15 protein-coding genes are annotated in these 13642 nt (G+C 63.8%); 10 read left to right on the forward strand and 5 right to left on the reverse strand.

The window, feature by feature from the left end; all coding sequences use genetic code 11:
• The first annotated feature begins 57 nt into the window (after window positions 1–57).
• Together rplM and rpsI are read left to right on the forward strand one after the other, a co-directional pair.
• Window positions 58–522: a 50S ribosomal protein L13 gene (gene rplM / locus EJ076_RS23025; RefSeq protein ID WP_013532205.1), complete on the forward strand. Its 465-nt coding sequence runs from the start codon at window positions 58–60 to the stop codon at window positions 520–522.
• A gap of 1 nt (window position 523) precedes the next feature.
• On the forward strand, window positions 524–1006 hold the full coding sequence (rpsI, locus tag EJ076_RS23030; RefSeq protein WP_023810272.1) for a 30S ribosomal protein S9: 483 nt from the start codon (window positions 524–526) through the stop codon (window positions 1004–1006).
• Between the two features lie 168 nt (window positions 1007–1174).
• On the opposite strand, the gene EJ076_RS23035 is transcribed toward rpsI, so the two are convergent.
• Window positions 1175–2074: a LysR family transcriptional regulator gene (locus EJ076_RS23035; RefSeq protein WP_109669478.1), complete on the reverse strand. Its 900-nt coding sequence runs from the start codon at window positions 2072–2074 to the stop codon at window positions 1175–1177.
• A gap of 91 nt (window positions 2075–2165) precedes the next feature.
• Here EJ076_RS23035 and EJ076_RS23040 point away from each other — a divergent pair, with 91 nt between their 5' ends.
• Window positions 2166–3038, forward strand: a complete 873-nt coding sequence (locus tag EJ076_RS23040) for an aldo/keto reductase family oxidoreductase (RefSeq protein ID WP_109669475.1) — start codon at window positions 2166–2168, stop codon at window positions 3036–3038.
• 51 nt (window positions 3039–3089) lie between these two features.
• On the opposite strand, the gene EJ076_RS23045 is transcribed toward EJ076_RS23040, so the two are convergent.
• Both EJ076_RS23045 and EJ076_RS23050 read right to left on the reverse strand, forming a co-directional pair.
• Window positions 3090–4148 (reverse strand): glycerophosphodiester phosphodiesterase family protein, encoded by a 1059-nt coding sequence (locus tag EJ076_RS23045; protein WP_109669472.1) that lies wholly within the window; start codon window positions 4146–4148, stop codon window positions 3090–3092.
• A 172-nt stretch (window positions 4149–4320) separates the two neighbouring features.
• The gene (locus EJ076_RS23050) at window positions 4321–5529 is read right to left on the reverse strand and encodes an acyltransferase (RefSeq protein ID WP_126069371.1); all 1209 of its coding nucleotides are present in this window, start codon (window positions 5527–5529) and stop codon (window positions 4321–4323) included.
• Between the two features lie 124 nt (window positions 5530–5653).
• Here EJ076_RS23050 and speB point away from each other — a divergent pair, with 124 nt between their 5' ends.
• The 4 genes from speB to EJ076_RS23070 all read left to right on the forward strand — a co-directional run bounded on the left by speB (window position 5654) and on the right by EJ076_RS23070 (window position 8858).
• Complete coding sequence (speB, locus tag EJ076_RS23055; protein WP_109669467.1) at window positions 5654–6661, forward strand: agmatinase; 1008 nt, start codon at window positions 5654–5656, stop codon at window positions 6659–6661.
• Window positions 6662–6691: 30 nt separating this feature from the next.
• A complete protein-coding gene (gene argC / locus EJ076_RS23060) occupies window positions 6692–7618 on the forward strand; it encodes an N-acetyl-gamma-glutamyl-phosphate reductase (protein WP_126069372.1) in 927 nt (308 codons plus the stop codon).
• On the forward strand, window positions 7615–8457 hold the full coding sequence (locus EJ076_RS23065; protein ID WP_206438826.1) for an aminoglycoside phosphotransferase family protein: 843 nt from the start codon (window positions 7615–7617) through the stop codon (window positions 8455–8457). The genes argC and EJ076_RS23065 overlap by 4 nt, the downstream gene beginning before the upstream one ends.
• Window positions 8458–8540: 83 nt before the next feature.
• Entirely contained in the window at window positions 8541–8858 is a 318-nt protein-coding gene (locus EJ076_RS23070; RefSeq protein WP_109669458.1) for a hypothetical protein, read from the forward strand.
• A 39-nt stretch (window positions 8859–8897) separates the two neighbouring features.
• Here EJ076_RS23070 and EJ076_RS23075 read toward each other — a convergent pair whose 3' ends face one another.
• Window positions 8898–9989, reverse strand: a complete 1092-nt coding sequence (locus tag EJ076_RS23075) for a COX15/CtaA family protein (protein WP_126069374.1) — start codon at window positions 9987–9989, stop codon at window positions 8898–8900.
• 198 nt (window positions 9990–10187) lie between these two features.
• Between EJ076_RS23075 and EJ076_RS23080 the strand changes: the two genes are divergently transcribed.
• A complete protein-coding gene (locus EJ076_RS23080) occupies window positions 10188–10403 on the forward strand; it encodes a DUF2842 domain-containing protein (RefSeq protein ID WP_109669806.1) in 216 nt (71 codons plus the stop codon).
• A 16-nt stretch (window positions 10404–10419) separates the two neighbouring features.
• Here EJ076_RS23080 and EJ076_RS23085 read toward each other — a convergent pair whose 3' ends face one another.
• The gene (locus EJ076_RS23085; protein WP_109669456.1) at window positions 10420–11478 is read right to left on the reverse strand and encodes a polysaccharide deacetylase family protein; all 1059 of its coding nucleotides are present in this window, start codon (window positions 11476–11478) and stop codon (window positions 10420–10422) included.
• A gap of 91 nt (window positions 11479–11569) precedes the next feature.
• On the opposite strand from EJ076_RS23085, the gene EJ076_RS23090 reads away from it, so the two are divergent.
• Both EJ076_RS23090 and EJ076_RS23095 read left to right on the forward strand, forming a co-directional pair.
• On the forward strand, window positions 11570–12793 hold the full coding sequence (locus EJ076_RS23090; protein WP_109669453.1) for a GNAT family N-acetyltransferase: 1224 nt from the start codon (window positions 11570–11572) through the stop codon (window positions 12791–12793).
• 4 nt (window positions 12794–12797) lie between these two features.
• The gene (locus EJ076_RS23095) at window positions 12798–13634 is read left to right on the forward strand and encodes a GNAT family N-acetyltransferase (protein ID WP_126069375.1); all 837 of its coding nucleotides are present in this window, start codon (window positions 12798–12800) and stop codon (window positions 13632–13634) included.
• Window positions 13635–13642 lie beyond the last annotated feature (8 nt).

Here is a 13642-nt window from a genome sequence, read left to right on the forward strand (position 1 = left end):
AATCCAAGCAACAAGAAACGCCTTCCCTCGTGAAGGTCAGAACCGAGAGCAGAAAACATGACAACCTTTTCGCAGAAGCCTGCGGATGTGGTGAAGAAGTGGATCCTGATCGACGCCGAAGGTCTCGTCGTCGGTCGTCTGGCCACTGTCATCGCCAATCATCTTCGCGGCAAGCACAAGCCGACCTTCACTCCGCATGTCGACGACGGCGACAACGTCATCGTCATCAATGCCGACAAGGTGGTGTTCACCGGCAAGAAGTTCACCGACAAGGTCTATTACTGGCACACCGGCCACCCAGGCGGCATCAAGGAGCGCACCGCGCGCCAGCTGCTCGAGGGTCGTTTCCCCGAGCGTGTCGTCGAGAAGGCCGTTGAGCGCATGGTCCCGCGTGGCCCGCTCGGCCGTCGCCAGATGAAGAACCTGCGCGTCTATGCAGGTGCCGAGCATCCGCATGTCGCCCAGCAGCCCGTTGTACTCGACGTGGCCAAGCTGAACGCCAAGAACAAGAAGGTCGCATAAGATGGCTGAGCTTTCCTCGCTCGCAGAACTGGGCGCCGCCACCGGCAACACCAACACCCAGCCGGCAGCCCCCGTCCACGTCCAGAAGCTCGACAAGTCGGGCCGCGCCTATGCCACCGGCAAGCGCAAGAACGCCATTGCGCGCGTCTGGGTGAAGCCGGGTTCCGGCAAGATCATCGTCAACGACAAGGAATTCGCGACCTATTTCGCGCGTCCGGTCCTGCAGATGATCCTCAACCAGCCGATCATCGCCTCCAACCGCGCCGGCCAGTACGACATCGTCGCGACCGTTGTCGGCGGCGGTCTCTCCGGCCAGGCCGGCGCCGTGCGCCACGGCATCTCCAAGGCGCTGACCTACTACGAGCCGACGCTGCGCGCCGTGCTCAAGAAGGGTGGCTTCCTGACCCGCGACAGCCGCGTCGTCGAGCGCAAGAAGTACGGCAAGGCGAAGGCCCGTCGTTCGTTCCAGTTCTCGAAGCGCTAAGCGTTCCGAAATTCAGACAATCGAAAGGCCGCCTCCGGGCGGCCTTTTTGTTTGCGGCTCGGCAGGGAGGTAGAAGAGCGCGGCACCCTACCTCCCTTCGATGAGGAGGTCGGCGCGCAGCGCCGGGTGGGGTGATGGCGCCGGGGCGGCAATGCCTGGCGGCAGACCTCAAGGCCTGCCGGCCTTGATGAAATCAATAAACGCTCGCAGCGGGGCTGGCACCAGGCGCCGGCCGGGATAGTAGAGGAACGGCCCGGGAAAACTCGGCCACCACGGTTCGAGAATGGGCTCAAGGGCGCCGCTTTCGAAGTAAGGGCGGAGCCAGCCCTCGAAGAGGCCGATGATGCCGGTGCCGGCGATGGCCGCGTCGACGGCAAGATCGGTCGCCCCGCCGATCCGCACGATCAACGGCCCCGTCGGATCGACCCGCACCACCTCGCCGTCGCGCTCGAATTCCCAGGGCAGCATCGCACCGCTGGCAAAGCGCCCGCGCACGCAAGAGTGGCCAAGCAGGTCGCTCGGGTGTTCCGGGCGCCCATGGCGAGCAAGATAGGCAGGGCTGGCGGCGGTCGCGAAATGCTGCACGCGCGGCCCGATCGGCACCGCGATCATGTCCTGTTCCAGCCGCTCGTCATAGCGGATGCCGGCGTCGCACCCGGCTGCCAGCACGTCGACAAAGTTCTCGTCGGCGATCACCTCCAGCCGGATACCGGGGTAAGCGGCGAGGAAACCCGGCACGATATCGGGCAATATCAGCCGCGCGGCGCTGACCGGCACATTGAGACGCAACGAGCCCGCCGGCCTGTCGCGAAAGCCGTTCACCACGTCCAGCGCCGCCTCCACCTCCGACAGCGCCGGGCCGAGCCGCTCCAGCAGGCTGAGGCCCGCCTCAGTCGGGACAACGCTCCGCGTCGTGCGGTTGAACAGCCTGACACCGAGCTGCACTTCCAGGCGACGCACCGCCTCACTCAAGCCGGAGGCGCTGCCGCCGCTCGCACGCGCGCCGTCGCGGAAGCCGCCAGCGCGCGCCACCGCCACGAAGGCGTTCAGGTCACTAAGGTCCATCATTGTCCGTAATTCCGCACAGCCTGTGTGAATTGTACCTGATTATCACGAGGTTGAGCAGCGCCTATCTCTGTCTCCTCAAAGGAGATCAATCATGTCCAACATCCAACAATCCGGCACCTTCACCCTTGGCAGCCACACCGTGAAACGGCTCGGCTACGGTGCCATGCAACTCGCCGGACCCGGCGTGTTCGGGCCGCCTAGGGACCATGACGCTGCATTGGCCGTGCTGCGCGAGGCCATTGCGCAAGGCGTCGACCACATCGATACCAGCGACTTTTACGGTCCGCACGTCACCAACCGGCTGATCCGCGAGGCCCTGGCACCCTACAAGGACGATCTCGTCATCGTCACCAAGATCGGCGCCCGCCGCGGCATGGATGGGTCGTGGTTGCCGGCCTTCTCTCCCGAAGCGCTGACCCAGGCGGTGCACGACAACCTAAGCAATCTCGGGCTCGAAGTGCTCGAAGTGGTCAATTTGCGCATCATGTTCGATACCCATGGTCCGGCCGAGGGATCGATCGAAGCGCCGCTCACCGTGCTGGCCGGGCTTCAACAACAGGGCCTGGTCCGGCACATCGGGCTGAGCAACGTGACGTCGGCGCAGATCGCCGAAGGGCGCCGGATCGCCGAGATCGTCTGCGTGCAGAACCAGTACAATCTGGCACATCGCGACGACGACGCCCTAATCGACGACCTTGCCCGCGACGGCATTGCCTATGTGCCGTTCTTCCCGCTCGGCGGCTTCAATCCACTGCAATCTTCCACCCTGTCGAAAGTCGCAGCGCGCCTCGGCGCCACACCCATGCAGGTCGCGCTCGCCTGGCTGCTGCGCCGCGCGCCCAACATCCTGCTGATCCCCGGCACATCGTCGGTCGGGCATCTCAGGGAAAACCTAGCGGCGGGTGAACTCGAATTGCCACAGGATGTGCTCAGCGAACTGGACGGCGTGGCGCTGGCGGCTTGAAGCTAGCCAATCTCCCCCCTCGTGGGGGAGATTGGCTGCCGCAGCCGCCGCTTAGTTGATACTCGCCGTATTCGCCGGCTCAGCCGGCCGCGCCTCATCAGCATAAGGCACGCGAAAACCGTTCGCCGCCAGCCAGTCGATGGCCGCCTTCGGCTCGTCGGTCTGGATGATGGTGGCGCCCCGATCAGCCCAAAAACCCCAGCTTTCGCGCGGCAGGCTGGCTTGCACTGCCAGTTCGTCGCCGCGGCCGCCAGCCAGGAAGCCGCCCGGCTTGTTGACGATGGCGTAGGTGTCGGCCCAGATGTGCCAGTTGCCCCTCACCGCGGCCGCGCGCATGCGCGTGCTGAACAGTGGTCCGCCGGTCTCGGTCAATTTCTCGGCGCCTGCCCGCCAGTTGATCAGCTCGATCGCACGCGGCGAAAAGGCACCGTCGACCGTCTCGGCGAAACCGGCATCATGCACCGCGTCGTCGGCGATGATGGGCATGAACTGGAAGCCGCCGCCGATGGCGCCCATGGCGGCCTTGACCGCGGAAATCCGCTGTGAATTCCACAGGTTCTCCTTGACGATGACCTGCTCGGCCATGCCGAGGTCGCGGGCGACCGCGATCATGCCTGGGAGGTCGCCGACTTCGAGCTTGTTGTCGAGATTGATGAGGATCCTGTCCCTGGTCGCCATGAGCATCTCGCGCAGCGTCGAGACTGTCTCGTCGGTGACGGCGCCGGTGCCCTCAATCACAAGCCTGCAGGTCTTGAGCTCGGCCAGCGTGTATTTGACCACCTCGCCCTTGCAGGTCGTGGTGCGGTCGAGCCAGCTGTCATGCATGACGACGAACTCACCGTCCTTCGAGCGCCGGATGTCGACCTCGACGATCTCGGCGCCCATGGCGATCGAACCTTCCACAGCGGCAATCGAATTCTCCGCATAAAGCGTCTTGCCAGCCTGCATGCTACCGGCGCGATGCGCGGCCACCATGACGTGGTCGCGCCACTGGTTGGCATGCTCGAAGCGGTCGAGGATCTGTCTGGCGCGGGTTTCGCCGGCCAAGGCTTGGCCAGAGGCAGCCGCCAAGGCCGCGGAAAACAGAAGGCTCAGCCAAAGGGTCCGCATCGAGAATCGCTCCTTGCCGGATCGAAACCCGGATAGGCGATGCCCGTGACATCTGGGTGAACGAAGCCGGCTAGCGGATTTCTGGTTTGAGCATGATCTCTGGACAAACGGTTTCCGTTTGTCCGAGAAAACCGGCTTCCACTTTTCGGGATCATGCTCGCAAAAGCTCTCCTCAGATGCGTTTCGAGAGCCGGCGGAACCACGCCATGGCCGGCATCTCGACGAAACGCCAGGTGATCCAGGATGCGGCGATGGTGGCGGCGAGCATGACGACGATCGCCACCGCTCCCGTCCAGCCGGCGCCGAAGCCGGTGGCAGGCTGGCCGCGCAGCATGAAGTCGCCAATCAGGCCGAGGCCGAGTTTGCGCTCGACGAGCCCAGCGACGTTGATCAGGCGCGCCTGGACGAAGATGTGGACCATGTAGATCGAATAGGACAGCGCGCCGAGCGTCAGCATGACCGGGGCTCTCAGCAAGGCGCTGATCCAGCCGCCTTCATGGGCGAACAGAAACAGCGCCAGCGCGAACACCAGGGGTGCCGCGATGCCGAAATCATTGCCGCCGGCCAGCGAAACAAAAAGCACGATGACGGCCACCATGACGATTTCGGCAAGGGTCCAGTCCATCCGTGGGCCGCTTCTGGCGAGGACCTGTCGTGCCCCTGCAATGGAATCATGCTGAAACCAGGCCAGCAAGGCGCCGAGCGAGAAGCCGTACAGGCAGCGGATAAAGCCGAAATCGAAGGACACATCCATATGATGGGTCGAGAAGCCGAGCAGGAACAGCGGCGCGGTGACGGCGGCGGCAACGAACCATATCCAGGCGCGTGCGCCAGCGACGAAGACCACGCCAGCGAACAGGAGATAGGCGAAGAACTCGGCCGAAATGCTCCAGCTTGGGGCATTCCAGGTCAATTGATCCTCGAAGCCGACACCCTGCAGCAGGAGAAGATTGGCAAGCAGACTCCTAGGGTCGAAGCCGCCGGTGAAGGGAGCAGCACCGGTGCCATGCAGTTGCGGCAACATCAGGCGCAGCAGCTCGAAGCCGGCAAAGGCGGCAAGCATGAGCAGATGCAGCGGGTAGATGCGACCGAAACGGACCAGGGCGAAGCGAGCAACCTGTTCCGGCTGATTGAGCCGATCGCCGTAGCTGCTGGCAATGACGAAACCGGACAGAACGAAGAAGAAATCGACGAAGAGATAGGACGAACCGATGAAGGCGCTTTGCGAAACCGTCGAACCGGTCGGGAAGTGAAACAGTGCCACCAGAAGCGCACAGATACCGCGCCACGAATCAAGGACCAGGAAGCGTTCACCGGCGATCGTACCGGTGTGGGTCGACGCCGCGGCACGCGTGGGGTTGAGAAATGCCGTCTGCGTCATGATGATACAAATCCTGTCTTGCCGTGGCACTCGCGCAGCGCCACTCCGTCTCGCCAAGCTGTGACTGGCATCTTCCGTGCCGGTTCTGTAGTTGTTGCACCCCGATGAAAAACGAGGATCCGTAATGGCGAACAACAACATCGACAACGCCTTCACCGCCCGTTCCAAAACGGGCGCCGCATTCGAGCCGACCTACTCCGGCGCGCTGTCGTTCATGCGGCGCAAATACACCAAGGACGTGAAGGGCGCGGATGCGGTGGTGTGGGGTATTCCCTTCGATGCCGCCGTCACCAACCGGCCCGGCGCCCGCTTCGGGCCGCAGGCGATTCGCCGCGCCTCGGCGATCCTCGACAACGACCCGCAATATCCGTTCTCACGCGATCTGTTCGAGCATCTGGCGGTCGTCGACTATGGCGATTGCCTGCTCGACTCGGGCAACCACCAGAAGACGCCCGGCACGATCGAGCGCGAAGCGGCGAAGATCCTCAAATCCGGCGCCTTCCTGCTGACGCTCGGCGGCGACCATTTCGTCACCTGGCCGCTGCTCAAGGCGCATGCCGCCATCCATGGGCCGCTCGCTTTGGTGCAATTCGACGCCCATCAGGATACCTGGCCGGACGACGGCAAGCGCATCGACCACGGATCCTTCGTCGGCCGCGCCGTCAAGGAAGGCATCATCGATCCCGACCGGTCGATCCAGATCGGCATCCGCACCCATGCGCCCGACACGTTCGGCATCAAGATCCTCTACGGTCATGAAATCGAGGAGATGCGGGCATCCGACATCGCCTACGCCATCGTCGACCGCACCGGCGGCAAGAAGACCTATCTCACCTTCGACATCGACTGCCTCGATCCGGCCTATGCGCCGGGAACCGGCACGCCGGTTGCCGGCGGACCGTCCTCGGCGAAGATCCTTTCGACGCTGCGCCAGCTCAACCAGATCGATATTGTCGGCGCCGATGTCGTAGAGGTTGCGCCGGCCTATGATCACGCCGATATAACGGCGATCGCCGGCTCCATGGTGGCCATGCAATATCTCGGCCTGCTGGCGGAGCGAAAGGCACGGCTTGAAGAGCTGAACAACGGCCATCACAACGGTGCCGCAGTGAACCACGGTAACGGCATATAGTCCTAGAATATCAGGGAATTTGATCAATCCATGAAACCGAAAATCTTCATCGACGGCGAACACGGCACCACCGGCCTGCAGATCCGGGCGCTGCTTGCCGAGCGCGGCGACCTGGAAATCATCTCGGTTCCCGCCGAGCGCCGCAAGGAAACGGCGGCGCGCGCCGAGCTCCTCAATGCCGCCGATGTCGCGATCCTGTGCCTGCCCGACGATGCGGCGAAGGAAAGCGTCTCGCTGATCGCCAACGACACCACCAAGGTCATCGATGCGTCGACCGCGCATCGCGTGGCGGAAGGCTGGGCGTATGGTTTCGCCGAGATGGACAAGACGCAGGCGAAGACGATTGCCTCGGCAAAACGCGTCGCCAACCCCGGCTGCTGGCCGCAAGGACCGATCGCAACGCTGCGGCCGCTGGTCACCGCCGGCCTGCTGCCGGCGGATTTCCCGATCACCGTCAACGGCATTTCGGGCTATTCGGGCGGCGGACGGCCGATGATCGAGGACTATGTCGCCAAGGGCGAGGACGCCTCGGAATTCCTGCCCTACGGCCTTACCCTGCAGCACAAGCACGTGCCGGAATTGAGGGCCTATGCCAGGCTGTCGCATGATCCGATCATGCAGCCGGCGGTCGGGAATTTCGCGCAAGGTATGATCACCGTCGTGCCGTTGCAGCTTGGTGGCCTCGACCATGTGCCGACCGGTGCGGAACTGCATGCGGCAATTGCCGACCATTTCGCCGCCATCAAGGGCGGCGTGGTCGAGGTGGCGCCCTATGCGCATTCGGAGCGGATGCCGGAGATCGATCCGGAGATCTACAACGGCACCAACCGGATGAAGGTCTATGTCTTCGCCAACGACAAACGGGCGCAGGCCCTGCTGCTGGCGGTCTATGACAATCTCGGCAAGGGCGCCTCGGGCGCTGCCGTCCAGAACATGGACCTGATGCTCGGCCTCTGATGGACGCGCCAGCCTTTCCGGTGCGCTGGAAGGTCAGCGCGCCCGAACTCATTGCCGAGACCTTTTCGAGCCGCATCTGGAAGGTTTTGCGCGAAGACGGCTCGCCGGCGATCGTCAAGGCACTCCAGCCTTTCGATGATATCGCCGACGAGTTGCGCGGAGAGCATTACCTCGCCTGGCGGCGCGGCGAAGGCGCGGTGCGCCTGCTCGGTCGCGACGGCCACAGCATGCTGCTCGAATATGCCGGTGAAACTCTTATGCGGCAGGTGCTCGACGAACAGGGCGACTTTGCGGCGACCGCAATTGCGGCCGACGTGATGGCAAAACTGTTTTCGCCTGGGAAAGACCCCTTCCCGCCCGATCTTCAACCGCTGAGGGAACGGTTCGCCAGCCTGTTCAGGAAAGCCGCATCCGATCGCGACGCCGGCCATGACAGCCTCTATGTCGAGGCCGCCATCGTTGCCGATCGGTTGCTGGCCAATCCGCACGATATCAGGCCCCTGCATGGCGACCTGCATCACGAAAACATCCTGCACGGGCCGCGCGGCTGGCTGGCGATCGATCCGAAGGGCGTTCTCGGCGACCCCGGCTTCGACGCCGCGAACATGTTCTACAACCCGCTCGACCGCGATGAACTTTGCCTCGATCCGGAGCGAACAGCACATATGGCGGAAGTCTTTGCCAGAACACTGGGCCAGACACCACCAGCCATCCTCGATCATGCCATCGCCTATGGGTGCCTGTCGGCGTCCTGGCATCATGAGGACGGCAACGCGGTCGAGGAGAATCGCGAATTGTCGATCGCCGGGGCGATCCGGGCGGTGCGGGCAAGCTTCTGATCGCACGGGGCACGGCGCGGTGCTAACCGCTTGTTCACCACAATGGGCTACTGACTGGTCTCGGCTCCACTTCGGGATTTGTCATGGTCAGCGCGATTTCGGGTTCCTCACCGGCAACCCAGCATTCCTCGTCCAGTTCGTCGAGCAATGCAGCCCAGGAGGCCGCGCTCGAAAAGCAGATTCAGGATTTGGAAGACCAGGCCAAGGCCATCAAGGATCAGGTCAAGGCCGCCCAGGTGCAGCAGGATATCGCCGTGGCCCAAGCCAAGCTCGATGCGCTCAAGGCCGCCGACAAGGCAGCCAAGGCCGATCAGGGGCAGTCTGCACCATCCGCCGCAGCGTTGCGTCAGGCGGAGTTCGACGGCGAGAAGACGACATCGTCAAACGAATTTTGGATGTAACTGGCGAATTCTGGATGTAATTGGCCGATCGGCTCGGGATCAGCTCCTGAGCGCGATATCGTGCGGCAAGGGATAGGCGCCCTTGGTGCCGCGCCAATGCGCTGATGCAAAGCCCAGCACGATCAGTGCAAAGGCTTGATGGGTCAGCGCCATATGCAGCGGCACATGCATCAGCAGCGTGCCGATGCCGATCGAGGCCTGCACCAGCACCAGCAGAAACAGCAACGTCGCGCGCCGCGCATGCGTTGAGCCTGGCAGCCGCCGGCGCGTGGCGATCATGTGCCACAAGGCCACGATGAACACCGTATAGGCGCCGAGCCGATGGATGAACTGCACTGTCTTCGGGCTTTCGAAGAAGTTGCGCCATGCCGGCTCGAGGATCAGCAGATCGCCAGGGATGATCTTGCCATCCATCAGCGGCCAGGTGTTGTAGCTCAAGCCGGCGTCGAGCCCGGCGACCAGGCCTCCGAGATAGATCTGGATCAGCGCCAGCAGCACGATGAAGCCAGCGAGCCTCTGTGTCGACCGATCGGCGGCGGGTTCGGAATGCGGCGCCAGTCCGCGCGCGACCACCATGGTCGCGGTGAAGATCAGCGCGGCAAGTGTCAGATGGGTCGCCAGCCGGTACTGGCTGACGGAGACCCGGTCGACCAGACCGGAGGCCACCATCCACCAGCCGATGGCGCCCTGCAGGCCGCCGAGCAAGAGAATGCCCACGAGTTTCGGTCCCAGGCCGCGCTCGACGCGGCGCGTCGCCCAGAAGAACAGCAGCGGCAGGGCAAAGACCAGGCCGACGCTGCGCGCCAGGATGCGGTGCGCCCATTCCCACCAGAAGATCGACTTGAAGGCCTCGATGCTCATGCCCTTGTTGAGCTCGGCATATTGCGGGATCTGCTGATAGAGCTGGAATTCCTCTTGCCACTCGGCGTCGTTGAGCGGCGGTATCACGCCGTGGATCGGCTGCCACTCCGTAATCGACAGGCCGGAATCGGTTAGCCTCGTGGCGCCGCCGACCAGCACCAGCGCAAACAGCACCAGAAGCACCACATAGAGCCAGCCGCGCAGCAGCGCCCGGTTATGCAGGTCGCGGTCGCGGGCGACGTATGGCGCGGCAGCTGATATGGCAGCCATGATCTTGTCCCGGCAGGTTGGTTTGGCGGATTGGTGGACCATCGCACCCGTGCTGGCAAGGCCATGCGGCGCGGCACGCCGTCGCGCCGCGCCTCACCGGTTGCACAGCTTCGCGTCAAGGCCTATGCGGGGCAACAGCCCTTGAGCTTGCCGGGCCGCCTGTGCGAATTGCCGGCATGCTCGACCAGGAGACCAACCATGCCCCTGCGCCTGAAAAAGCTGATCGGAATGTTCCTGCTGGTGGCGCTGGTCATCATCTATGCGCTGGTCGCATCGATCTTCGCTGTCGCCCGGCTATCGGAGTCCGGCCCGTGGGTGCATTTCCTGTTCTTCCTGCTCAGCGGCCTGCTCTGGGTGCTGCCGGCGATGGGCATCATCAAATGGCTGATGCTGGAGCCACGGACCAAGCGCTAGGCGGAACCCGACCCCATCAGATGGTAACGACCATCTTGCCGGCATTGGCGAGCGGCGTCGTCACGCCCGACAGCATGGTGCGGATATGGGCAAGGCTCTGGTAGCGGCCGTTGACTGAAATGCGCGGCAAGGCATGCAGGAAGCCGGCATGCTCGGCACGCAGCACACCGTGGCGCGTCGTCACGGCGGAGGTGTAGCCGGCGTCGCGGGCAAAGCCCACCTCGCGGCAGCCGACAGCGCTGGCATAACCATAGGGGTAGGCGAAATGGCTGGGCTTCTCGCCCAGTTCGGCCTGCAACATGCCGCGCACGGCGCCGATCTCGTGCCGGGCACCGGTTTCGGAAAGCCGCTTCAGATTGCTGTGGTTGATCGTGTGGGCGCCGATCGTCACCAGCGGATGCGCGGCCATGCCGCGGATCTCGTCCCAGCTCATCAATGTGCGCAATCGCGGGCCGTCGGCGTCGATGCCATTTGAGCGAGCCAGATCGCGCAACACCGCCTGCAGGTCCTCCTCGCGGACTTCGGAGGTGAGATAGGCGTGCAGGCGTGCATTGGCCTGCAGTTTCTTCGCAGGTGTCGAGCAATCGATCGTCAGGGGACCATTCGGTCGCGTCAGAGTGAGGCTATCGCGCGCTTTGACGATATCCTCGACCACATCCCACCACAGGTCGGCCGTGCCGTTGATCAGCCCCGGCGCTACATAGATGGTGATCGGCGCGCCGTGCTTCTCCAGCACCGGCAGCGCCTCGGTCATGTTGTCGCGATAAGCGTCGTCGGCGGTGATGGTGGCAAACTCGCCGCCCTTGCCGCCTGCCTTGATGCGCTCAACGGCTTCGTCCATGGAGACAAAGGCATAACCATGCGCCTTCATGTCGGCGATCATGGCATCGAGGAAACCGGGGGCAATGTTGAGATGCCGGTTGACGCTGTCGGGCCTTTCCGGCGTCGCGGTAACGCGATGCAGCATCAGGATGGCGCCGATGCCGCCGATGAACGGTTTGGCCAGCGGTGCGAGACCGGTATAGCGGGCGACGTTCAGCGCCAGTTTCCGGATTGCCTCCCCGCCGTCGATCATTCATTCACCTTTTGCGCCTAGGCTGATCCAAGCACGGAATGCGCCTACGCGAACCCCCAAATCGCGATCAATACGCCCTAAGGATTGAGGTATGGTTGACGCTGCAGCGTCATTTGACGGCAATCGGCTTGCGGCGACCGAGGCGTCGTCGCGCGCCTTGCCACGGAACCATGCCGGCCTGTCGATTTCAGTGGCGTCCACGGACGGACTGGTGGCCTATGCCGAGTTCTGCCGCTCGGCCCTGTTTGCACCGCCGCAGAGTGCTGCCTGGATCCTGAGCTGGGCTGCCGAGGTCCGACCGGATCTGCTCGTTGCGACACTGAGCACCGAAGGCAAGCCGGTTTTCTCGTTGGCCCTGGAGGTCACCGCCAGCGGTCCGTTCCGCGTCGCCCGCTTAATGGGTGGCCGCCACGCCAATGGCAACTTCGTCGCCGCGGATCCGCACTGGCTGGCCAGATCAGATGTTCCGGCCATCCGAGCGATGCTGACGGCCATCGCCAAGGCACGTCCGGACATCGATCTCGTCGCACTGGAACGATTGCTGCCCGATCTCGACGGCGTCGCCAATCCCCTAGGCGCGCTTGACCATTTTGCCAGCCCCAATCTGTCGCTGGCCGTTGACCTCGACGGCGGCTTCGATGCGCTGCTTTCTCGCGCCAGCGGCAAACGCAAGCGCAAGAAGCACCGTTCGCAGACACGCAAGTTCGAAGCCGTCGGCAGTCATCGCCGCATCGAAGCCAGAACCGCCGACGAGGCGAACAGGCTGCTCGACGCCTTTTTCGAGATGAAGGAATTCCGCTTCCGCAAGATGGGCATCGCCAACGTCTTCGGCGACAGGCAGGTGCGCGGCTTCTTCCGCGCGCTGTTTTCGCAAGCGCTTGCCGAGGACGAGCCCTCCTTCATGCTGCACGGGCTCGAGGTTGCCGGCAAGCTGCGCGCCATCACCGGGTCGAGCCGTTCAGGCAAGCGACTGATCTGCGAGTTCGGCGCGATCGCCGAGGACGATCTCGGCCACACCAGCCCCGGCGATTTCCTGTTCTTCGACAACATCCAGGAAGCCTGCGAGGCCGGTTTCAAGGTCTATGATTTCTCGGTCGGCGACGAGCCTTACAAGCGGCTGTGGTGTGATATCGAAACCCGGCATTTCGAAGTGCTGATACCGCTGACCCTGAAGGGCCGCGTGCTGGCGCTGGCGCTTCGGCAAGGCACAGGGCTCAAGGCCTTCATCAAGAACAGCCCGACGATCTGGAAGCTGACCAAGATGCTGCGCCGCAGGGCGGCCGGACAGGCAGCGCCCGCCGAAGACGATAGCTAAGGCCATGAAGCCGACCATCCGCACACTGTCGCTGCAGGAGCTGGCGGTTCTCGTCGACTGGGCGGCCGCAGAAGGCTGGAACCCAGGCCTTGAAGACGCGGCGATGTTCCAGGCCGCGGACCCGGAAGGCTTCATCGGCGCCTTTGTCGGCAACGAAATGGTCGCCGCAGTGTCGGCAGTGGCCTATGGAAGCGAGTTCGGTTTCATCGGCCTCTACATCTGCCGGCCGGACATGCGCGGCAAAGGCTACGGCAAGGCGGTGTGGAACGCTGGGATGACGAGACTTGCCGGCCGCACTATCGGCCTCGACGGCGTCGCCGAGCAGCAGGCCAATTACCGGAGCAAGGGCTTCAGGCCGGCTTACGAGACCATCCGCTACAGCGGGCGCACGGCAGGCCCGGCGGTCAACGCCGACGGACTGAGGACAGTGACGACTGAGCTCGTGCCCGACATCATCGCCTATGACACGCATTGTTTTCCGGGACCGCGGCGGGCGTTCCTGCATCGATGGCTGCAGGCACCGCATCACGGGCTGGCGGCGATCAGTTCACGCGGCACCACCGGCTACGCCGTGGCGCGGCCGTGCCGTTCCGGCTTCAAGATCGGCCCGCTGTTTGCCGACGACCTGAAAATCGCCCTGCAATTGCTGGATGGACTGGCTGGTACCTGCGGGAGCGGCGACCTGCATATCGACGTCCCCGCCGATAATATCGGTTTCATAGCCGCACTCGAGTCGGGCGGCTTTGCGCCGACCTTCGCCACCACCCGCATGTACAAGGGCCCGGCTCCGAAGCTTGGGCCGCAGCGGCTGTTCGGCGTAACGACCCTGGAACTGGGATAGAGATCAGA

Source organism: Mesorhizobium sp. M7D.F.Ca.US.005.01.1.1, assembly GCF_003952545.1.
GTDB lineage: Bacteria > Pseudomonadota > Alphaproteobacteria > Rhizobiales > Rhizobiaceae > Mesorhizobium > Mesorhizobium loti.